This is a genomic window from Nocardia spongicola, from assembly GCF_047200775.1.
Lineage (GTDB): Bacteria > Actinomycetota > Actinomycetes > Mycobacteriales > Mycobacteriaceae > Nocardia.
The window spans coordinates 493,227-515,138 of record NZ_JBJZOO010000001.1; the positions used below are offsets into that span (position 1 = coordinate 493,227).

The 21,912-nt window shown below is 63.5% G+C and carries 18 protein-coding genes; 15 read left to right on the forward strand and 3 right to left on the reverse strand.

The genetic code is table 11. The annotated features are described in order from the left end of the window. Positions 1–20: 20 nt before the first annotated feature. Positions 21–1,430: a wax ester/triacylglycerol synthase family O-acyltransferase gene (locus tag ACL02S_RS02235; RefSeq protein ID WP_412800552.1), complete on the forward strand. Its 1,410-nt coding sequence runs from the start codon at positions 21–23 to the stop codon at positions 1,428–1,430. 61 nt (positions 1,431–1,491) lie between these two features. Here the strand turns inward: ACL02S_RS02235 and ACL02S_RS02240 are convergent, their stop codons facing one another. After that, complete coding sequence (locus ACL02S_RS02240; RefSeq protein ID WP_412800553.1) at positions 1,492–2,850, reverse strand: cytochrome P450; 1,359 nt, start codon at positions 2,848–2,850, stop codon at positions 1,492–1,494. Between the two features lie 249 nt (positions 2,851–3,099). After that, entirely contained in the window at positions 3,100–4,053 is a 954-nt protein-coding gene (locus tag ACL02S_RS02245; RefSeq protein ID WP_412801079.1) for an arsenic resistance protein, read from the reverse strand. A 1,017-nt stretch (positions 4,054–5,070) separates the two neighbouring features. Here ACL02S_RS02245 and ACL02S_RS02250 point away from each other — a divergent pair. The 12 genes from ACL02S_RS02250 (at position 5,071) to ACL02S_RS02305 (ending at position 18,602) form a co-directional block, all read left to right on the forward strand. Beyond that, entirely contained in the window at positions 5,071–5,925 is an 855-nt protein-coding gene (locus ACL02S_RS02250; protein ID WP_412800554.1) for an MlaE family ABC transporter permease, read from the forward strand. Continuing rightward, complete coding sequence (locus ACL02S_RS02255; protein WP_412800555.1) at positions 5,925–6,788, forward strand: ABC transporter permease; 864 nt, start codon at positions 5,925–5,927, stop codon at positions 6,786–6,788. Before ACL02S_RS02250 ends, ACL02S_RS02255 begins: the two co-directional genes overlap by 1 nt. Before the next feature lie 4 nt (positions 6,789–6,792). Then, entirely contained in the window at positions 6,793–7,854 is a 1,062-nt protein-coding gene (locus ACL02S_RS02260; RefSeq protein WP_412800556.1) for an MlaD family protein, read from the forward strand. After that, on the forward strand, positions 7,851–8,855 hold the full coding sequence (locus ACL02S_RS02265; RefSeq protein WP_412800557.1) for an MlaD family protein: 1,005 nt from the start codon (positions 7,851–7,853) through the stop codon (positions 8,853–8,855). The genes ACL02S_RS02260 and ACL02S_RS02265 overlap by 4 nt, the downstream gene beginning before the upstream one ends. Continuing rightward, positions 8,843–9,868, forward strand: coding sequence for an MlaD family protein (locus tag ACL02S_RS02270; RefSeq protein ID WP_412800558.1), 1,026 nt, complete (start codon positions 8,843–8,845; stop codon positions 9,866–9,868). The genes ACL02S_RS02265 and ACL02S_RS02270 overlap by 13 nt, the downstream gene beginning before the upstream one ends. Continuing rightward, positions 9,868–10,971 carry an MlaD family protein gene (locus ACL02S_RS02275; protein WP_412800559.1) on the forward strand — a complete coding sequence of 368 codons (1,104 nt, stop codon included), beginning with the start codon at positions 9,868–9,870 and terminating at the stop codon, positions 10,969–10,971. Before ACL02S_RS02270 ends, ACL02S_RS02275 begins: the two co-directional genes overlap by 1 nt. Beyond that, positions 10,968–12,065, forward strand: a complete 1,098-nt coding sequence (locus tag ACL02S_RS02280) for an MlaD family protein (protein WP_412800560.1) — start codon at positions 10,968–10,970, stop codon at positions 12,063–12,065. The genes ACL02S_RS02275 and ACL02S_RS02280 overlap by 4 nt, the downstream gene beginning before the upstream one ends. 35 nt (positions 12,066–12,100) lie before the next feature. After that, positions 12,101–13,018 (forward strand): MlaD family protein, encoded by a 918-nt coding sequence (locus tag ACL02S_RS02285; protein WP_412800561.1) that lies wholly within the window; start codon positions 12,101–12,103, stop codon positions 13,016–13,018. A gap of 44 nt (positions 13,019–13,062) precedes the next feature. Beyond that, positions 13,063–13,668, forward strand: a complete 606-nt coding sequence (locus ACL02S_RS02290) for a hypothetical protein (protein ID WP_412800562.1) — start codon at positions 13,063–13,065, stop codon at positions 13,666–13,668. Between the two features lie 446 nt (positions 13,669–14,114). Then, positions 14,115–14,816, forward strand: a complete 702-nt coding sequence (locus ACL02S_RS02295) for a TetR/AcrR family transcriptional regulator (protein WP_412800563.1) — start codon at positions 14,115–14,117, stop codon at positions 14,814–14,816. A 292-nt stretch (positions 14,817–15,108) separates the two neighbouring features. Next, on the forward strand, positions 15,109–16,881 hold the full coding sequence (locus tag ACL02S_RS02300; RefSeq protein ID WP_412800564.1) for an ABC transporter ATP-binding protein: 1,773 nt from the start codon (positions 15,109–15,111) through the stop codon (positions 16,879–16,881). Further along, on the forward strand, positions 16,878–18,602 hold the full coding sequence (locus tag ACL02S_RS02305; protein WP_412800565.1) for an ABC transporter ATP-binding protein: 1,725 nt from the start codon (positions 16,878–16,880) through the stop codon (positions 18,600–18,602). The genes ACL02S_RS02300 and ACL02S_RS02305 overlap by 4 nt, the downstream gene beginning before the upstream one ends. A 19-nt stretch (positions 18,603–18,621) precedes the next feature. Here the strand turns inward: ACL02S_RS02305 and ACL02S_RS02310 are convergent, their stop codons facing one another. After that, entirely contained in the window at positions 18,622–19,314 is a 693-nt protein-coding gene (locus ACL02S_RS02310; RefSeq protein ID WP_412800566.1) for an NAD(P)H oxidoreductase, read from the reverse strand. Positions 19,315–19,445: 131 nt separating this feature from the next. Between ACL02S_RS02310 and ACL02S_RS02315 the strand changes: the two genes are divergently transcribed. Together ACL02S_RS02315 and ACL02S_RS02320 are read left to right on the forward strand one after the other, a co-directional pair. Beyond that, positions 19,446–20,381 carry an AraC family transcriptional regulator gene (locus tag ACL02S_RS02315; RefSeq protein WP_412800567.1) on the forward strand — a complete coding sequence of 312 codons (936 nt, stop codon included), beginning with the start codon at positions 19,446–19,448 and terminating at the stop codon, positions 20,379–20,381. 240 nt (positions 20,382–20,621) lie between these two features. Continuing rightward, positions 20,622–21,476, forward strand: coding sequence for an Ig-like domain repeat protein (locus ACL02S_RS02320; RefSeq protein ID WP_412800568.1), 855 nt, complete (start codon positions 20,622–20,624; stop codon positions 21,474–21,476). Positions 21,477–21,912: the final 436 nt, after the last annotated feature.

Consider the following 21,912-nt stretch of genomic DNA (forward strand, 5'->3'; position numbering starts at 1 on the left):
CTCCGTGGATAAGGATGACCATGCCGATCACACGTTTGTCCGCGACCGACGGTATCTGGCTATCGCTGGAATCGCCGGATATGCCGATGCATATCGCCTTCCTGCTGGAGTTCACGATGCCGGAGGGCAGCGCGGCCCACTTCGTGCGCCGCTGGCGCGCCCGGCTCGCCGCACCTGTATCCGTGCCACGACCCTGGAATCTGGTACCGATCCGGGGACCACTGACCCGGCTGTCGTTGATGCGGGAGACCGAGGAGATCGATCCGGCCGAACACATCCGGAGCTGGCGACTTTCGCGACCGGGTGACCGGAAGGAGCTGATTGATCTCGCGACGCGAATCCATGGCGAACAACTCGATTTCCGGCGGCCGCCGTGGGAGATCCACCTCATCGAGGGATTGGCGGAAGACCGGTTCGCCGTAATCGTCAAGGTGCATCACAGCCTGTTCGACGGGGTATCGCTGATGCGGCTGTTCACCGAAACTTTTACCGAGAACGCCGAAGATCGTGGCGTTGCGGATCTTTTCACGGTGGGACGTTCCGACGGAACGGAGCGGAGCTCCGGTGTGCAGAAGGGGTCGATCCAGGCACTGGTCGTCGCACTGCGTGGGCTGTTCCACCTGCTCGGCGGCATCGGCCGGGCAGGACGGGATGCTCTCCGGCGCCTGCGCGGTGACGAGACATTGGCGCAGAAGGCATATCAGCAGCCACCGTCTATCCTGAACGGTCCGATCACCGGGGCTCGCGAGCTGTCGCTGCGCCGCTATGATCTGGCCTTGCTCAAACGGTTGGCCAAGGCCGGTGATTGCACCATCAATGATCTTGTGCTCTATCTGGTGAGCACGGCGCTACGCACATACCTCACCGAGCACGCGGAACTACCGGAGCGCTCGCTGACCGCAGGCGTTCCGATAGACCTGCGCGAGGGGAACGACGACCGGGTCGGCACCCGCGCGGGCATGATGTTCACCTCGCTCGGCACAGATATCGCCGATCCGCTCGAAAGGCTCACTGCTGTCAAGGAGTACATCGATGCCGCGAAGCGGCAGATGACGACAATGCCTGCGAACACCGTCATCGGCTACGGCCTGGCGGTGACACTGCCGTGGATCCTCGGGCTCACCCTGGGTTTCGGAAACACACCCTCCTCACACCCGATGGGTATTTCCAATGTGCCCGGCCCACAGAAGCCGTTGTACTGGAATGGCGCTCGTTTGGAAGCCTTGTACCCGATCTCGCTGCTGATGCACGGAAACCCTTTCAACGTCACCTGTCTCGGTTATACGGATGCCATCCATTTCGGTGTTCTCGGTGCGAGCGACAAGCTTCCACCCATACGCTATGTGACCGATGCCATGGATGCGGCGCTGGACGAGCTGACGGATCTGCTGCTGTCCGAGCGGGAACAGACGATGCGCTCGGCTGGTTAGCACCGAGTTCCGGTCGACCCCGTCATTCCGGCGAATACCGGAATGACGGGGTTTCGTTGTTTCAGGCTGTCTTTCGTTGTATCAGGTCGAGTTTCATGCCGATCGGGATGACAGCGAAGTGAAACCGGTCATCGGGAGGTGCGGCCCCGTCCGGCAAGCGCAGATCGAAGGTGCTGCACGCCATCGCGGCGACGCTCTTGATCTCCAGCAGAGCGAGTCCGCGGCCGGGGCAGAACCGCGGTCCGGAACCGAACGGGATCGATGCCTCAGGACGGTGATTGCCGGTGTTCTCGCGCAGCCAGCGGTCGGGGTCGAAGACCAACGGGTCGCTGAAGTTCTCCGGCTGCACTCCCGCGTGCTGCACATTGACGACCACCCAGGTACCCGCAGGAATACGTACCCCGTCGATCGCGGTGTCCTCGACCGCCTCCAGCCCGATGAGCGGAGTGGTCGGGCGTAGCCGCATCGATTCCGCGGCCACCGCCTCCAGATACGGTTGCCGGTCGAGCACCGAGGGGGTGTCGGCGACCTCCTCCCGAATGCGCTGCTGTACGCCGGGATTGTGCGCGAGATGATAGAGCAGCCAGGCGGTGGCATTACTGGTCGTATCCTGACCCGCGATAAGGATCGTGAGCGCTTCGGCGAAAAGTTCTTCATCGGTGAATGTCTCATCGCCATCCTGCGCCAACAGCAGAGCCTCGATGAAATTGGTTGGCTTCTCGTGCAGCTCGACGCGAGCGCGGGCGATAACGTTGTTCAGATCTTCGCGCAGGGCTGCCAGGGCGCGATCCAATGCGCGATCGTCGGGCAGTTTCACATAGCGCCAGTACGGGAATGGTGTAGCCAGCCGCCGGTTGAGAATCGGGAAGATGAGTTCCAGATGGCGTTGGATCACGTCTCCGGATTGTTCGATGGTGTTGATGTCGTAGTCGAAGGTGAGTTTCGCCGTGACATCGACGGTATAGCGGGTGAGGTCGGCGCGGATATCGTCGGGCACGCCACGCTCCCAGCGCTGCCGGAGCCGATCGGTGATCGTCTGCAGAGTGGGATGGAAGCCGCGCAGATGTGTGGCGTTGAACGCGGGCATGGCGAGCTTGCGCCGCCGTCGCCATGCCTCGCCTTCCAGCGAGAACAAGCCGTTGGAACCCATCTCGTCCATGATCGATTCGATCGAGGACTGCCGTCGGTAGCTGCCGGGGCGGTCGCGGAGAATATCGCGATTGAGCCCTGGATCACTGACAACGACGAGAGTCTTACCCGCCATGTTCACCCGATACATGGGACCGAATTCGTCGGCCCATCGGTCGAAGCGGCGATGCAAGCGCGATGGCAGCAGCTGCGGCAGATTCCCCAGCAGTGGCCATCCGCTCGGGCCCGGAAGATCTGTCGCGGACAATGGACGGGAAACCGAGGTCGACACTTGCAGAGCCTATCGCCGTATCCGCCGATATGTGGAGGAGAGCAGGCTATTTTGTCTTCGTGACCAGATATCGATATGCGGATTTGTACGGAAGACGGATTTTTCTCGATACGCGTCAATGAAATAGGGGCAGTTCCAGTGCAGTATTCTCACCGTGATTGTTTTCGCGAGGCCGGACCGCGCAACTTCTCAGCCGACGAATAGGCGGAAGGCGAGAGCGGCTTCGATGCTCGAGCTCGGTCCGACCTGTCAGCACGCCGATGGGCGAGTCGGTAGCAGGCGCGGGATGAGGCGGACGTAGACGACCATTCCGATCACCTCGACCAGAGTCTGGGCGACCACAACGACCGCTGCCACCGCGAGAGCATCCGGTAGCGACAGCGCCAGCGGCAGTACAACCAGGGAGTTGCGGGTCGCGCCGGAGAACACGATGGCGCGACTGTCGGCGATATCGAGCCCGAACAGCCGCGCCACCGCGGCACCGGCGAGGGCCATCACCACCAGGAACACCACATAGAACGGCACCACCGCCACGACCTGGCCCAGATCGGCATCGAGCTTGGGCACCTGCGATGCCACCACGGTGACCAGTACCGCGGCCATCAATGGCACCATCGCCATGCTCACCGCCGCCGATACTCTCTGCCCGGTCTCGGCTCGGGCGGCCCAGGCCTGGGTGAGCCAGGCCAACCCGAGCGGGATGACGATCAACACCACGAACGCTCTCAGGAACGGGCCGACCTCAACGATCTCTGCCAGATCCGCACCGAGGAACAGCAGCAGAAACACTGGCAGCAGCGCCATCTGGGCGATCAGCAGCAGCGGGGTGGCCGCCAGCAGTCGCGTGTTGGCGCCACCGGCCAGTCCACTGAACACGATCACGTAGTCCACGCACGGTGTCAGCAGTACCAGCAGCACACCGAGCCGGATCGCGGTATCGGCGGGCAAAAACACCCACATCGCGGCGACCACCAGCGGGACAACCACGAAATTCACTGCCAGAGCCGCGCCGAGGAACCGGCCCGCGCGCAGCGACCGACCGAGCTGCGCGATAGGGACCTGCAAAAACGTCACATACAGCAGCGCGGCCAGTACCGGGTTGATCAGATGCTCCAGCCAAGACCCCGCACTCGGCGCGGCCGATCCGACCACCGCACCGGCCGCCAGTGCCGCGAGGTAGATCGCGACCTGGTGGTGTTCCATGCGGGCGACCACGCGAGGAGTGGACAAGCGGATACTCCGATCGAGGAGGAGGAAAGCAGGGCCTGCGCACGGGGTGCGGCGCGTCTGGCGGTTCGGGCCGAGACCGGCTGAGCTGCCCCGCGCGGGTCGGTCGGTCAGGAACGCGCGGGGCGGGTCGCCGGCTCGGGTGCCCTCGGGCAGCTCGTCGAGGCGCTAGAGGGGCTGGTGAAAGCCGGCGGTGAAAGCGACCGGCTTGATTTCACATGTTCGCCTTCCTCGGCGGGTGCGATGTCGAACGCAAGCGGCGTCATAAGCGGACGGGTCCATGCGGTCAACCCTAGGTTGCGTCTTGCGGGATGAGAGGCAGGTCGTCAGAGCTCCGTCTTCGAGCTCCGCCGACGATAAGGTTGCGTAGGCCTTGTCGGAGGGAAGCCCGTGCACCGGCAGGAAGTCCACAGGCGTAGGCAAGGCGGGGGAATCCATCCCCTGGAAGGTCCAGACGTGTTATATGCCGATGTGTTGTGATGCGCCGCATGGAATCCGGTGCCGGTGATGTGCTGTGACCCATTCGAGATTCGACTTCGCGGGTCGCGGTAGTGGGTCGTCACTGCCCCTTTCGTCGAGACCGTTAGCTTTTCACTGGTCAGCTCGCACACAGCTGCCGCGCATCGTTCCTGAACAGATTCTGTTCACCCATCTGGAACAATGTCTGTAATGTGATCCATCTCATATGGTAGTGTCGGCCGCATAACGGTGGAGCCGATCGATTCGGAGGGGGAAGAGTGCGCTCACCGAATCCAGCTATCGAAGTCGACGGCCCCGAAACCGTTCCCTTGGAATGGATTCGGTTCTACTCATTCGATCCGGTCGATGAGTGATTTCCTGTGAAGTGAAACGACGCGAGAACCTCATGACGAAGTGCGATGACGCTCTTTCCCGATTCGGGGTAGTCACCGAGTCACCTGATCGGAGTCATTCGACCCCGAACCCGCCACACGCGTACATGGAGATGACGGTTCGGTCGAACGGGGGATCTCGATGTCCGAGAAGGAAGTAAGTCCTCCCACGGTGGAGCAGGCGACCACGGCCGACGCGCTCCGCCGCAACTTCGCCGACACCGTTCTGTCGAGTGTGGCGACACTGGGACGAGCGCTTCGGATCGGCGCCGATGCCATCCGGATCGGAGTAACGGACGTTATCGGCCTGCGTTTCCAAATGCGCGAAACCTTGATTCAGGCATGGTTTCTCATCAGAGTGACAGGGGTCCCGAGCATCCTGATGGCGGTGCCGTTCGGTGTCATCGTTTCCGCGCAGGTCGGAAATATCGTCTCCCAACTGGGAGCCGATTCGATGATCGGTGCCGCGGGCGGACTCGGAGTGATCAAACAGGGTGCGCCTATGGCGACCGCCATGTTGCTCGGGGGTGCGGGCGCGGCAGCGATCGCCGCGGATCTCGGTGCCAGGACCGTCCGCGAGGAAGTCGACGCTATGCGTGTGATGGGAGTCGATCCGATACAGCGCCTGGTTGTGCCGCGGATCGCGGCGATGATGCTGGTGGCCCCGCTGCTCAATATCTTGATCATCTTCGTCGGTATCGCCTCCGGGTTCGCGGTCGCGGTGACCGCGCTCGATGTCACCCCTGGCAGCTACTGGCAATCGTTCGGCTCCTTCACCACCCCTGTGGATGTCTGGGTATCACTGGGCAAGTCCATCCTCTTCGGGTTTCTGGTCGTGGTGATCGCGTGTCAGCGTGGGCTGGAGGCCAAGGGGGGACCGCGTGGTGTCGCCGACGGGGTGAACGCGGCGGTCGTGATGTCGATCGCGGCCGTCGTCGTGTTCAACACCGCGATCACGCAGGTGGTAACCATGTTTCTTCCGATAAGGATCGCGTGATGGCGGCCGCGCCGTATCGCCCGGCGGGTCTGCGTCGGGTAGGTCGGTTGCCGCGGGGAGTGCGTCCGATACAAGCGGTCGACTCGGTGGGCTTCGTGCTCGGATTCTGCTGGCAGGTAGCGTCTTCCGTGCCGTATACCATGCGACGCTACCGGCGCCAGACAATCACTGTGATCACCGATATGACATGGGGTCGTGGCTCGGTCATCATCGGCGGCGGTGTGGTGCCGCTGATGCTGCTGCTCGGTGCGGCGATGGGTGCGTCGATCGGAATCGAGGCGTTCAGTGCCTTGAACCTGCTGTCCTTGGGGCAGCTCAGCGGACTTATCTCCGCCTTCGGGATCACTCGGGAACTCGCGCCGATCGCGGCGGGAGTCGGTTTCGCAGCGCAGGCGGGCTGCCGAATGACGGCGGAGATCGGGTCGATGCGAATCTCGGAGGAAATAGATGCCCTCGAATCCTTGGGAATCCGTTCCGTGCCGTTTGTCGTCACCACCCGAGTCATCGCTGGAATCATCGCGGTCGCACCGGCATTCGTCGTCGCTCTGATATTGAGCTATTTCTCCTGCGAGCTGATCGTGACCGTAGTACACGGCACACCATCCGGCACCTACAAGCACTATTTCGACCAATTCATCACGCCATGGGATGTTTTCGCGGCGACGGTCAAAGTCGTGGTTTTCGCGATTGCCGTGGTGCTTATCCATTGTTATCAAGGGTTTTTCGCGACGGGTGGTCCGGAAGGTGTCGGCATCGGGTCGGGGCGTGCGATCCGCGCGAGTCTGGTAGCGATCATCGGACTCGATATGGTCACCACGATCATGCTGTGGGGCTTCCACTCTCCGATCACGTTCACGGGGTAGCCGCATGCCCGCCTACACACTCCCAGGAACCGAAGTCGGCCCCCGCCGGGCACGCATACTCGGCACCGGCGTTCTCGTCGTGGCGATTCTGATCGCAGTAATCTGGCGGTTCGTCCCCGATTCCGCTGCGGCAGAACGCATCGGTATCGCACTCGTAGTCAGCTATGTCGGAGAGGGAATCGGCCCCGGGACCGAGATCCGGCTCGACGGTGTCCGAGTGGGCACCGTCGATACCATCGATTTCGCCGGGCGCGACCGGCGGAGACTGACCCTGAGCCTGGACCGGTCCCAGTTATTCGGACTCACAACAGGTCTGAAGGTCGACTATGTCCCCGGTAACCTGTTCGGAGTCAGCGCGCTCGAGCTGCATCCCGACACGGGCGGCGATACTCTCGTCGACGGGGCGACCATCGACCTCACCGGGCAGAATTCCAGCAGGGTCCGCGATGCCACACTCGCTTCACTGGTGAACTCCACCGGTGACCTCACCGCGCAGGTACTGACACCGCAACTGGCACAGTTGTTGAACACATCGGCCCGTGACCTCGATGCCTTCACACCACTACTGCAAGCCATCGGGACCACCGTCCGCGCCTATACCGAAACCCGGCAGATGCCGCCGTCGCAGTTGTTCGACAGCTTCGGCACTGCCCTGAGCGGGATTCCGCCGATGCTGACCGGGGCGCTGACGTTGCTCTACGCCAGCTACGACAACGGCTACCTACGGGAAGACGCGCATATCCAGAAGTTCGCGCAGCTGTGGCCCAATGTGCAGAATCAGTTGTTGCCCGCGCTCACTCAGCTCTTCGGCACCGCCGAGCCGTATTTCTCCGAACTGCTGCCCATTGCGACCGTGGTGCTGGACCGGATTTCCGGATCTGTCAGCGACCTGATGGGGTCCAACGGTCAGTTGCGCGATCTGCTCGACCGCCTCGATGCCGCGTTCCGCGACGGCCCCAGCGGGCCGGTCCTGCATACGCGAGTAGAACTCGACCTCGTTCCCGGCTCGACGATCCCGCTCGCCGGGGTCGTCGGCACGAATCCCGTTGCGGGAGGTGACCGATGAAAACAGGAGCACTGCTCGTGCGTGTCGCCACAGCGGCGGTTCTGATGCTGCTGGTCTTGGTCGGTATCTTCCGCGTCATCGATCGGCCGGTAACCGGCCGAACCGATACGTATACAGCCGTTTTCACCGACGCGAACGGCCTACGGCCAGGTGATGACGTGCGTTTGTACGGAGTGCAGGTCGGAAAAGTCCGAGCCGTCGAACTCGCGGGCGCGCAAGCGCGGGTGCGGTTCACGGTGCAGAGCGATCGGCCACTGTTCACTGATACCACAATCGCGGTGCGCTACCAGAATCTGACCGGCTTCCGATTCCTCGAAATACGCCAACCCGATTCACCCGGAAAACGTCGTGCGGCAACAGCGGTTTTCGGTGTCGACCAGACCGTATCGGCCTTCGATATCACCACTCTGTTCAATGGGCTGCAGCCGGTGCTGCGGGAACTGTCACCCGAGGACCTCAACCAGTTCACCACCAGCGTGCTGGCCGTTATCGACGGCGACGGCACCGGGCTCGGGCCCGCACTGACCGCCATCGAGAAACTGAGCCGCTACGTCTCCGACCGCCAGGCGGTCTTGTCGACACTGGTGGGCAATCTGTCACGGATCTCGGACCACATCAGTGGCGACTCGGGGAACGCGATGAAATTGCTGGTCAGTTTGACCGAGCTGTTCGTGGTCATCACCGATAAGCTGCCCGGGTTCATCGACTTCGCCAATACGATCCCCCCGGTTCTGCAGCCGCTGCGCAGCATGCTGACCGTGCTCGGACTGACCAGTGAACCGGACAGCGACCTCGACGCACTGCTCGAACAGGCATTTCCGGATCCGTATGACGCTGTCGCGGTGTTCGACCGTGTACCCGGTCTGATCCAGGCGGTTACCGCCATGGTCCCGCAGACCGGAGCCCAGACATTACCCGCCTGTTCCCACGGAAGCGCGGATGTCCCGGAACCGCTTCGCATCCTGATTGCCGGACAAAGGATCGTCCTATGCAAACCCTGAAGCGCCGACGTGGCTCGCGGGTGCACATGGAACTGCGACATTCGCGGCACACCGACCTGCGTTGGGGACTGGCCGGATTGGGCGCGGTAGTGGTGCTGATCGTCGCCATCGGTGTCGTATATCTGGCCGGTACTACACCCGAGCAGGTCTATCGCGCCGATGTGACGCACGCCGGAGCGATTCGTCCCGGCGACGACGTTCGAATCGCCGGGATACCGGTCGGAAAGGTGAAGTCGCTGGCACTGGGGTCCGATCACGTGCGTATGGAGTTCACCGTCCGAGCCGACGCCTTCGTCGGCGACCAGACCGTCCTCGGCATTCGGATGCTGACCGTAGTCGGCGGATACTACGTCGCCGTCGAACCTTCGGGAACCACCCCGCTCGGCGACGGTGTCATCCCTGCGGAGCGGGTCATATTGCCTTACAACCTCACTCAGGTATTCCAGGATGCCGCACAGCCGGTACGGCAGATCGATGGTGACGTGCTGCGTCAGAACTCGGCGGCGTTGTCCACATCGGTGGACAAGAGCCCGAACTCGATTCGCGCCGTCGTACAAGCAGCCTCGGACCTGGTCACGATTATGAACGAGCAGAACGCCGATATCTCGCGCACGCTCTCGTTCAGCGAAGAGTACCTCACGGCATTGCGCCGTAACTCCGATGTGCTGGCCACCTTGCTGGTCACCCTCCGCACCTTGGAGAACCTCATCAAGAACAACAAAACCCAAGTGGGGCAGGCGCTCAACGATCTTGCGGTCGTACTACAGGATCTCACGCCTTTCGGCCGCGCCTGGGATAACGGGCTCAGTGACTGGGCTGAGCCGATGGCCGACGCGATTCCGCAGCTACAACAGCTCGATGCGCGTCTAGGTGAACTACTCGACGCGCTGCACGGGCTGGGACAGCGGCTGCTGCCGTTACTGCCTCCAGGTGGCGGAATCACTGTCGACCAGTCCGCCATATCCCTGCCCGTGCCGGCTGTCTGCGTCCCCGTGCCAGGAGGAGGCTGCTGATGCTCACGCGAATCGCGGGTTCCCGGGCCGTGATGTCGGCAGGCGTGATCCTCATCCTCATCGTGGCCGCGGCGGTCGGGCTGCGAATCAGTCGTCCCTACCCAGCGACTCAGACCTACTGTGCCGATATGCCCGATGCGGTAGGTCTTTTCACCGGCAGCGCGGTGACGATCATGGGAGTTCCGGTGGGGGAGGTGACCGGCATCGAACTCCACGACACCGCGGCCCGGGTGCGGTTCACCGTGCGTGCCGATCGCGCACTGCCTCTCGATGTCGGTGCCACGACCGTCAGTGACACCGTGGTCGCGGACCGCGAACTCGCACTGATCGGGGCGGAACCGTCGGGGGCCGCCTGGAATCCCGGTCGATGCATTACCAAAACCGTGACACCCAAGAGTCTGACCGAGACCTTCGCCGCCCTGGCATACCTCTCCGATCAGCTCAACTCCACGGACGATCCAGTCCAACGCACTGCTCTGGGCGATGGCCTCGCCGCACTCGACGCTGCGACCAACGGCTCAGGGGATCAGATCAACACCATCATCAATCAGCTCAGCACCGCGCTCGCCGCACCGGACACTGCCATCGGCCACCTCGGACAACTTCTGGACGCGATCGGTGAACTGGCGCATAGGGCTCGCGACAACTGGGGGCAGGTGCACGACATCGTCACCGAACTGCCGCAGGCCTTCAACGACATCAACGTCATCGCCTTCCCCCCGATCATCGAACTGGTGGACGCGTTGAGCGAACTGCTGCCACAGCTCAACGACGTCATCATCATGCTGGGCTCACCTGCGCTGCGATCACTGAACTCGGCCCCGAACCTGTCCCGTCTGCTGTCGGCCGGAGTCGGCTCGCTCGCCGAGATCATCGGCATGGTGCCTGCCATCGCGGCCGGATTCAGTTCCGCCGTCGACTCGGCGTCGGGGCAATTGAGTATCGGTTACGCGGCACCGAAACTCGCACTAGCACAACCGGATAACGACCAGATTTGCGCCGCGGTGCAGGCGATCACCGGGCAACGATGTCAGAAATCGGAGAACGGGGTGGTGGCGGTGCCGGTATTGCCGTTCCTGTTGTCGGCGGTGAGTGCCCGATGACTCGATCCACGGGACGATGGCGCCGGATGGGCAGGTACATGTCGCTGGCCTCGGCGGTGGTATTCGGAGTCCTCGGGTGTGACTTCCAGCCCGCTGAACTGACCGTACCCGGCTCAGGCGTGGACGGACCCACGTACCGCCTGAATATCGAGTTCGCCGACGTACTCAATCTCCCTCCTGGAGCGAAGGTTTTCGCCGACGGAGTGCGGGTGGGACAACTGACCGATCTCACGCTTGTCGATCCTGTCGCCGCCTCTAGGGGGGTACCAGCCCGACGGGGGTACGTGGTCGCCGAGGTCGATATTCGCGCTTCGGTGCACTTGCCGACGGAGACCACCGCGGCGTTGCGACAGGAAACGCCCCTTGGCGACGTCCATATAGCGTTGCGTGTGCCAGAGACCGCAAGCGGGCCGACGCTGGGCGCAGACGCGACCATTCCGCTGGCTCAGACCAGTGGGTCACAACCTATCGAGGATATCCTCGCCGGCCTGTCCACCTTCATCGGCAGCAGTGCGATCAGCGACGTGCAGAGCATCATCGACAAGGCGAACGCAATTCTGCCCGAGGACCCCCGCGATACGGCGCGCATCGCCGCCACGTTCGGAGCGGATATCGCCGATCTCGGCGCCAACCTCCACACCGTGGATACCTTGCTCGACGGCATCCGGGCAACCGTGGAGCACGGTATCGGTGACAACTTGCCCACGCTCGATGAACTGCTGACACCGTACGGCGCTCAGCACACCATCGACACGATCAACGCTGAGATCGGAGTCATTTTCGTGCTCACAGCGTTGGGCCCGCTGGCACCGAGCCTCCAGTGGCTGGCACCAGTGGTTCAGTCACTCGACGACACCGCGCGGGCCGTGGTGCCGATGCTGTTCGGCAGTCATCCGCTGGACATCGGCTCACCGTCGAATCTGAACAAGGCCGTGGATCTCATCCAGAACAAGATCATTCCGTTTGTCGAGCACGGCCCCGAAGTGAATGTGGTCGATATATCGGTCGGCTCGGCGCCCCCCTCGGCGATGCCTCAGGATCAGCAGACCGCCCGCATACTCGACACCCTGCGGATGATCGGAGTAGTCCGGTGAATACGCGTGCAGCGTCCTCGCTTTCGGCAATAGCTATGGTTTTGGTCTTCGGTATCGCGTATATGACGTTCGGGGTGCTGCACCTGGATCCGCGGCGGTCCTACATCACCACCGAGATGCGTCTGGACAATTCCGGGGGCCTGGTCGCCAACGCCCCGGTGCTGCTGGCCGGTGTGCGGGTCGGGCGAACGGAGTCGGTCACCCGACAGCCGGCCGGCGTACTGGTCCGCCTGCGGATCGACAAGCGCTACCGCATACCACTGTCCAGTGATGTCCGCATCGAGCAACTGTCGGCGCTCGGCGAGCCCTATATACAGTTCTCACCGCAGCAGGCCGGTGGGCCGTTTCTCGAGGACGGGCAGATAGTGCCTGCGCAGCGGATCAGGAAGCCGATGACCATCACCGAACTGTCCGGCAAAGTGGTCGACCTGCTCGCACAGATCGAACCCGGAGTGGTCGCAGGCTTGGTGAGTACCTTCGATCACGCCCTTGCCGGTACCGATCCGGCCATACAGACCTTGCAGCGCTCGACATCGCTGCTGGCGGCCATGCTGCTCAGCCGGACCAAGACAATCCGTCAGCTCTTCAGCGATATGCAGGAACTCGGCGGCGATATCGACTGGATGGGGCCATCGCTCGCCGCCGCCGGGCCGGAGTTCGGGGCCTTCGGCGCCACCCTCAACAAAATCGTCGAGGCCGGGGCGGCGCTTGCCGAGAGCAGACCCGTCGACAGCTATTTCACCGGCGACGGTCTGGTCCCGTTCCTACGCGATCTGACGACCTCTGTCGAGCAGATCGGTCCGACCGTCGCGCAACTCGGACCAGTTCTCGAGCCGATAGTCACCGGCGCCGTATACCGCACACCGGCGATCGATATCAGTGCCCTCATCGCACAGGGGCTACAAGCCGTCGACGCCGACGGCACCGTACGTTTTCGGATCGGCGTCAAATAGCAGGCCATCGCCGGAGCGGCAATTCATCTCGAGAAAGGACGGATATGGCGACGCACACCGACGAGGCCGCCGAGGAACCCATCGACAACGAACCCGCACAGCCACCCGCGCTCCGGAAACCTCTCACCCGCACAGTGTCGTTACGGCTGTCGACGGTGCTGACCGGTGCTGTCATAGGGATACTCGCTATCACGAGCATCCTGCTGGGTGCCCTGTACTGGTCCGCGAAAACTGATCTCGAAGAACGCGATTCGAAGGCAGCCGACGCTCGGCACGCCGAGCAGGTGGCGTCGGACTACGCGGTGGGGGCGTCGACGATCGACTACAGGGACACCACAGCGTGGCTGAGTCGACTGCAGACAAACACAACGCCCCAACTGGCAGCGAAGTTCGACGCCACCGGACCGCAACTGGAACAAATCCTCCTGCCGCTGCAGTGGACTTCGAAGGCGGTTCCACTGTCCTCCTCGGTCATGTCCGAGTCGGGCGGTGTCTACAAGGTGAACACCTACCTGAACGTGACATCCACCAGCGCGCAGTCCCCGGCCGGCGCACAGACCACGGTCACGTACTCGCTGACCATCGATCGCAACGCCGACTGGAAGATCACCGATGTCGGTGGACTCCACAATGCATTGCCGGGCAAGTAGTTTCGATGTCGCCATCTGATCCGGATACAACACATCGACGCCGCCGAGTTCCTCCACCGCGGGCCACGGTCAGCGCCACCGACATGTCACCAGCGCCGGATTGCGGTGCCACTCGGTGATCTCGTTGGCACCGCAGTGGCGTAACCGTCGCAGCGCTTCATCCGCGGTCGAACCTTATGTGGAACTGTCCAGTTCGGCCAGCAGGCGCGGCAACGGTAACTCGGACAGTTCGTCGGTGGTGAAAAGAGCCGGACTGCCCACAACAGAGGGGATAGTCGGCCTCCCGCATGCTGCTGGTATCGGCGAGGATCGTGCCGGTCGCTGGCCTGTCGCCTGCCGTTGCAATGGTGGGGTGTCGGTGAGCGCGGCAAGGTCGGATGTCCGGCGAACCCGCCTATTCCTGGGGTGATGTTCTACACCTCTTCTCGGGTAGTTAGGGTCGTTCGATGTCCACTGGCTCCAGGCGCGCCTACCGCACCGGACTGTCACGTGACCTGATCGTCGATGCGGCGCAGGCACTCACGGCCGAGCGCGGTCTCGACGGCTGGAGCATGCGCGATGTCGCGGCGCGTCTCGACACCTCGCTGTCGGTGATCTATCACCACGTCGGTGATCGGGGAGCGGTGTGCGCTGCCGTCGTCGACCGGGTCTACGCCGAGATGGACCTGCGGATGGACACCACGAATTGGCGACAGCTACTACACAGAGTGCTGTCGTCGATGATCGATCACCTGGCCGAGTATCCCGGCGTCGCCACGTGGTTGCTGCGCAACGGCCCACAGACCGAGGCACTGTTGCCCGTGCTCGACGCGGGTGTTTCACTGATGTCGGATGCGGGCTGGGGTGCGGAATCGGCCGTTGCCTACTCAGTGGCCTTCAACACCTGCCTCGGATTGATCGCCCTCGGCGACCAAGAGGTCAGCGGTACCGATCCGGGATTGCCCGGCTTGCTGGCCCTACTCGATTCGGACCCGTCGGTGGGGCCCGGTGCCGAGCAGATGCGGCAGATGGTCGAGCGGTTCACCGCGGACGGCGCCGAGCGTGCTGCCACTCGGCGCGAGTACTGCCTGTATGCGCTCGACCGAGTTCTCGACGGACTGCAACTGCGACTCGACCAGTTGACGAGCGGACCGATCGCTCCGCAGTAACACGTCGCACGAGCGCATACAGATTTCCGCAGTCGGTGGCCAACTGCCCACATGCGGCTTTTATGCCCATATCGGTTGCTCGGCAACTGTTCGGAACCCCTGCATGAAACATGCATCGAGCCGTTCGAGGTCACCGATGCGACGCTGCGCACGGCTGCCGGAAAAGTGACCGAGAAGCAGCTGGGGCAGCAGTTGGCTGCGGAGACGAGAGCGCACGATTGCTGTTGCGGTCGATGACCGAGTGGTTAGAATCCCAATTAGAACAGTGATCCAATCTGTCCGTAGGGGGACCATGGGTACGACAGCGGTTCTGAATTCGGTAGCAACAGAGGACGAGCAGCTCGAGAAACCGGGCAGGCTCGGTGTGCTGCTCACACCGGTCCGTACCCGGTTGGCGGTCGCGGCGGTATTGCAGCTCATCGGGGCACTGGCCGGGTTGGCACCGTATATCGCGATGGTCGAGATCGCACGTGTTCTTCTCACGGGCGACCACGTGGACGGGGGTCGGGTATGGACCTGGGTCGCGGTCGCCGCAGCGGGCTTCCTCATCCACATGGCACTCACGGCCGTGGCCTACACCATCAGTCATGTCGCCGATGCCGATGTCGGTTTGCAGATCCGTCGTCGCATGGCTGAGCGGCTAGGGCGAGTACCGCTCGGCTGGTTTACCGAGCGCAGTTCGGGCCGAGTGAAACGGGCACTCGTCGATGACGTCGGCTCGGTACATCACGCGGTGGCGCACGTGGTCAACGACCTGGTGGCCGCGGTGGTGACACCGGTCGTCGCGCTGGTCTACCTGTTCTGGTTGGACTGGCGGTTGGCGCTGCTGTGCCTGCTGCCCTTGCTGGTCTGGTTTGGTTTGGTGGCCTACATGATGCGCGATGAAGCCGCGCGGACCGCCCGCTGGAGCATCGAGCTGGACAAGGTCAATGCCGCTGTCGTCGAGTTCGTCGATGGTATCGCGGTGGTCAAGGCATTCGGTCAGACGGGCCGCGCGCAGGACCGCTATCGCAAGGCGAGCGAGGACCTCGCCCGCTTTCTCGCCGAATGGGCCGGTCCGATGCGGCGGCTGGATGCGATCGCCTCGCTACTCATCTCGGCGCCGGTGATGTTGTTCGTTGCACTCGGTGGCGGTGTTCTCCTCGATGTCGATCCTGCCGAGATCATCGCGTTCATCATGCTCGCGGTTGGTCTCGGCGCACCGGTGCTCGCCCTTGGCTTCGGGGCTGCGGCGATGCAGGTTGCCAAGGATGCCGCGGGCCGGGTCGCCGAGTTGCTCGCGACCACCGAACTGCCTCGTGCCACCGAATCGTTGACGCCGAAGGGAGCACGGGTCGTGTTCGAGTCCGTCCACTTCTCCTACGACGGCCGAACATCGGTGCTCGATGACATCGATCTGGTGTTGGAGCCCGGCACGGTGACCGCGCTGGTCGGACCGTCCGGATCGGGCAAATCGACTCTGGCGCGGTTGCTTCCCCGTTTCTGGGATGTCAGCGCAGGCGCTGTGCGTATCGGCAGCGTGGATGTCCGCGATATCTCGGAACGAGACCTCTATCGGCATGTGGGTTTCGTCTTCCAGGAGACCTTGCTGCTGCGTACCAGCATTCGTGACAACATCGCGCTGGGCAGGCCCGATGCCGACTTCGCCGAGATCGAGGCTGCGGCGCTTGCGGCGCAGATTCACGACCGTGTCCTCGCGTTGCCCCGCGGCTATGACAGCGAGATCGGCGTGGACGCGCACCTATCTGGTGGTGAGGCGCAACGGATCTCGATCGCGCGCGCCATCCTCGCTGATACGCCGATCCTGGTACTCGACGAGGCCACAGCGTTCGCCGATCCGGAATCCGAAGCGGCTGTGCAGGACGCGCTGTCGCAATTGACGGCGGGCCGGACCCTGCTGGTGATCGCACACCGCTTGCACACGATCCGCGGTGCCGACCGCATCGTGCTGCTCGCGAACGGCAGGATCGTCGAAACGGGACACCACGACGAATTGATGGCCGCGGGCGGCCAGTACCAGCAGCTGTGGAACGCACAATCGGTGACTCGGGGAGAATCGGCATGATTCGCAAACTTTTTCGCATTGTCGATCCACAGGATCGGCCGCGGTTCCTACGGTGGATCGGGCTGATTGTCGCCTACTCGGTGCTGCAGGGGATCTGCATTCTGCTGATCGTTCCCGTGTTGCGTCCCCTGTTCGACGGTGACCGCGATGCCGCTGTGTCGTGGCTGTCCGCGCTCGCCCTGGTCACGGTGGCTACTTGCGTGGTGTTCTACAGCCAGGCGATGTACGGCCAGCAGATTGCCGACGATCTGCTGCTCGGAATGCACCATCGGGTCGGCGACCACCTGGCCCGATTACCGCTGAGCTGGTTCGGCACCGACCGCACCGGCCGTCTCACCCAGTCGATGTCGCAGGGGACCGCGAATATCATCGGGGTGCCCGCACATCTGATGCAGCCCGTCATCAGTGCCGCCGTGACGCCCGCCGTGGTGGCCCTCGGCACCTTCCTGTTCGACTGGCGACTCGCGGCCGCACTGTTCGTCGCTGGACTGGTTCTGCTCGCCACCCACAACTGGGCGCAGGCTGCCATCGCGCGCAGTTTCGGGGCCATCGACCAGGCCGCGGTCGAAGCTGCGAGCCGCGTGGTCGAATTCGCGCAATGTCAACCGGTGTTGCGCGCATTAGGCAGGCACGGCGCCGACCATCCACTGCTCGACAACGCACTGCGCGGGCAGCGCCGCGCCTACGACGAGATGAACCGCAACGCGGTGTCCGCGCTGCTGGCCTTCTCGGTCGTCGTGCAGGCGGCTTTCGTGGCATTGATCGCCGTCGGTGTCGCGCTCGCTCTGGGCGGCACGCTGGACGCGGTGGAACTGATCGCGCTGCTGGTGCTCGTCGCCCGCTTCGTCGGACCACTGATCGAGATCGTCGATCACGCGGCGGCGTTGCGGATGGCCTCGGAAGACATCGACCGGATCGGTGAAGTGCTCGCGGTCGCACCACTGCCTGAGGGCGCAACGGAGCACACCCCCCAGCCCGGCACGATCGGTTTCCACCATGTGGCCTTCGGATACGATGATTACCCGGTCTTACGTGATGTCAGTTTCGAAGCGCGCCCTGGCACCATGACCGCCATCGTCGGCCGTTCCGGCTCGGGCAAATCGACGCTGCTGCGGTTGGCCGCGCGGTTCTGGGACATCGACGCAGGCACAGTCCGCGTCGGTGGTGTCGACGTCCGCGAGTTGACCACCGAGGCGCTGACCGGGCAGCTGGCGATGGTCTTCCAGGATGTGTACCTGTTCGACGACACGATCGAGGCCAACATTCGACTCGGTCGTCCCGATGCCACCGTCGAGGAGATCCGTGAGGCTGCCCGGCTGGCCAGGGTCGACGAAATCGTCGACCGACTGCCCGACGGGTGGGAGACGCGAGTCGGCGAAGGCGGCGTCAGCCTGTCCGGTGGTGAGCGACAACGGGTATCGATCGCCAGAGCACTGGTCAAACAGGCGCCGATCGTGCTACTCGACGAAGCGACGGCAGCTCTGGACCCGGACAACGAAGCAGCGGTCGCGGCCGCCCTGCGCGTGCTCACCGAACGCAGGACCCTACTCGTCGTCGCCCACCGGTTGCACACTGTCGCCTCGGCGGATCAGATCCTGGTACTTGACGAGGGCCGAATCGTGCAAGTCGGCACCCACGACGAACTGATCCACACCGACGGCCGCTACCAGGACTTCTGGCGCGAACGAGAAAGAGCGAAGGGTTGGCGGCTGACGGTATGAGGCAGTAACCCTTCAGTGGTCAGGCCGGAACCCGGTCGGCAGCGAGGAAATCGTCGACGAAGCCCAGCGCCCGGCCTTCGAAGCCCGCATAGTGGGCTTCGCGGATCGCGCCGGTGAGGGCTTCGTCGAACAGCAGATTGCCCGCGGCATCCACGCGCTGCCGCTTTTCTTCCGCACCAGGCAGCAGCCCCACCGACGAGTCTGTGAGGCCGCAGTAGTAGGCGATACCGTCGTTGAGTTGTGCGCTCAGCGCACCCTGTAGGAGTTCGACGCCCGCGTCGTCGTCTGCCACACCCGCCAGACCCAACCACAGCATCCGCTTACCCGCGAGCCGGGGTTTGCTGCGACCGTAGGCGAATCCGTAGTTCCACACCCGATCGATCCAGCCCTTCAGAATCGCCGGGACCTGCATCCAGTACACCGGGAACACCGCGACGATCACGTCGGCAGCGAGGATACGCCGCATATGGTTCTCGACTTCGGGGGAGTAGGTCTTCTCCCGGTTGCCCCATGCCGGGAGGTCGGCGGCGGTCATCCGGGGATCGAAGTTCTCAGCGTGCAGGTCCAGCAGGTCGATCCGGTATCCGGCCGCGGTGAGCCGCCTGGTGGACAGCTCGGCGATATGGGCGGTCAGAGAATCAGGCCGTGGGTGGGCGATGACGACCAGCGCGGTGCGGGTGCTCGCGGTTGTCACGGTCGGGTTGTGCTGCACGGGGGCCTCCTGTGTGGTCCGGAGTTCCGGACGATCGGTTATGCGGTCCGGATTCCATTCCACACCCCAGACAATGGACGATCTATGGGTAAAGATCTACATTTGATAGGAGTTCGTCTACCCTTGATGGTGTGGATCCATTGAGCAAACTGCTGGGCGGTATCCGTGCCGAGGGAGCTGTGCTCACCACCGCGGTCTTGGAAGCACCGTGGAGCATCCGGTTCGCCGATGAGGCACCGCTGACCGTGGTCACTGTGCTGCGCGGTGGGGGAACACTGTTGCTAACAGGCGGTCTCGAATATCGGATCACAGTAGGGGACACCGCGATCGTGCGCGGCCCGGAAACGTTCGTCCTCGTCGACCACGCGGATACTATCGCCCTTCCACATGAGGAATACGAGGTCACCTGCTTCATGCCGGACGCGAAATGCGATCCCGCGCTGGACGGAGGTCGCTGGGGGAGCGGGCCCACTGGTGAGACCACTCTGATCGTCGGCGCCTACCGGACATCCGGCCGGCGCCACGAACGGCTGCTTCGCGCTTTACCACCCGTCCTGGTCGTGACCGATGATGTGGAGGTGTGTGCGTGGATGGAGTCGATCGCCGTGGATGCGGCCCGGCGCCCGGCCGGAGCGCAGGCAATGATGGACCGGCTGCTCGACTGGGCGCTGGTGTGCACGCTACGCGACTGGTTCGAGGAACAGGACGCCGATGCGCCGGGGTGGTATCGCGGGCCCGCCGACCCTGTGGTCGGGCCGGCATTGGAGGCCATGCACGGAATGCCTTCCGCCGGTTGGACAGTCGCGTCGCTGGCCGCCGAGGCGGGGGTATCGCGTGCGCTGTTCGCACGGCGATTCTCCGAGGTCATGGGGCAATCGCCCCTGGCGTATCTCACCGAATGCCGGATGGATGAGGCGGAGGAACTACTGGCCGATCGGAGTCTCACCGTGGCGCAGGTGGCGAAGGCCGTCGGTTATGCGGACGCTTTCGGTTTCAGTGCGGCGTTCAAGCGATATCGGGGTATCCGCCCCAGCGATTTCCGCGCTACCACTGATCTCGGAGCGTGAACCGGTACCGAAGGTGCTGTGTTCGCCGCCAGCCAGGGCACGGCTGGACGCAAGCGACGATATCCGGCGGCGGGTGCGGGGCTACCGGCAGCTGTGGGCCCACACCCACCAAAACTGAAGTATTAGATTTTCAGAAATCGGTCCATTCACCAATCCACCGTGATCTAATGCTGCCCAACTCGGGTGCGACAACCCCCCGACGACCACGCCGAGGGACACCCGATGCCTGTGGGAGAAACAATGATGGACAGCAGTATGCGGCGCTCAGCTGGTTCGGTGGCCGCGTTCGCGGTGGCGGCCGGTTTCGTAGTGGCGGCGATTCCCGGCACGGCCTCGGCCGCACCGGGAATGGTCACCTGGACCGACGGGAACAGCAAGTTCACCCGGACGATCTCGAACACCAACCCGATCGTCGGCGAAACCATCACCGTCAAGACGGTATTCGAGCGGACCGGCATCCCGGTCGAGTACATCTACTCGGTCAAGGACTCACACCCCACCTGCCTGACCCCGGTCGCCAGCTCGGGCAGGATGGGCGGCGACCAGGTCACACTCGACACCTCGGCCCCCGACTCGGTCAGCGCCTCCTTCGGTATCACCAAATATCCGGTGTACCCGAACATCTCACCGAAGTCCCAGACCTTCGAAGTGCAGTACACCGTAGGTGTCAACTGCGCCCGCGAAACCCCGCTGCCGACCTCCATGAGCTACACCGGCTCCCTCGGCGCAGGCAACTACTCCAACAAGGGCCCGGCCATCACCGTGTCCAGCGATGTCGTATCGACCACCACACTCGCCCCGGTGAGCGGCGCCCAGGTCGACAATCCCGTCACCCTGCGGGCAACTGTCTCCCCGGCGGCAGCGGGCGGCACCATCCAGTTCAAGGCGGGCGACCAGGTCCTCGGTGATATCCCCGTCGGCGCGAACGGCACCGCCTCGATCGTCTGGACCCCAGGCGCCGCAGGCACCTACGACATCGCAGCCACCTTCTCCGGCCGCACCGGCGTAGCCGGCTCCACCACCACCCAAGCAGTAACTGTGACCGACACCCCGAACCCCCCGAACCCCAAGCCCGGCACCGGCTCCTTCGGCTGATCGCCACACCAGGTACGCCATGACCAGTGCGGTCGGGGATTCCCGGCCGCACTGGTCATATGTAAGGAATCCTTTGCGGCCCAAGAACACCATGGCGCAGCTCACCGCCATCGAAGCCGGCGTGGACCAACAGACACTCGTATCAACGATGAATGCCGCACAAAGCTATTACATCCCGAGATGTACCGCCGGATCCGTGACGCCCTGACCGCAGGCGAATCGGTCACCGTGGCCTGACTATCGCTGCCGAGCGCGGCGCACCCGAGTCGGCCGACTGGGACACCTACCGCACCGGAGTCCTCGACAGCGATATGCGCGAGGACGCCCCATTCCTCTGCGATCTCCTCGACGCCACCTGATCAGACACCCGCCTCATCGAACATCACGGTCGAGCGCTGTGCGGACGGCTCACCACGATGAGGACCGGCCGGGAACA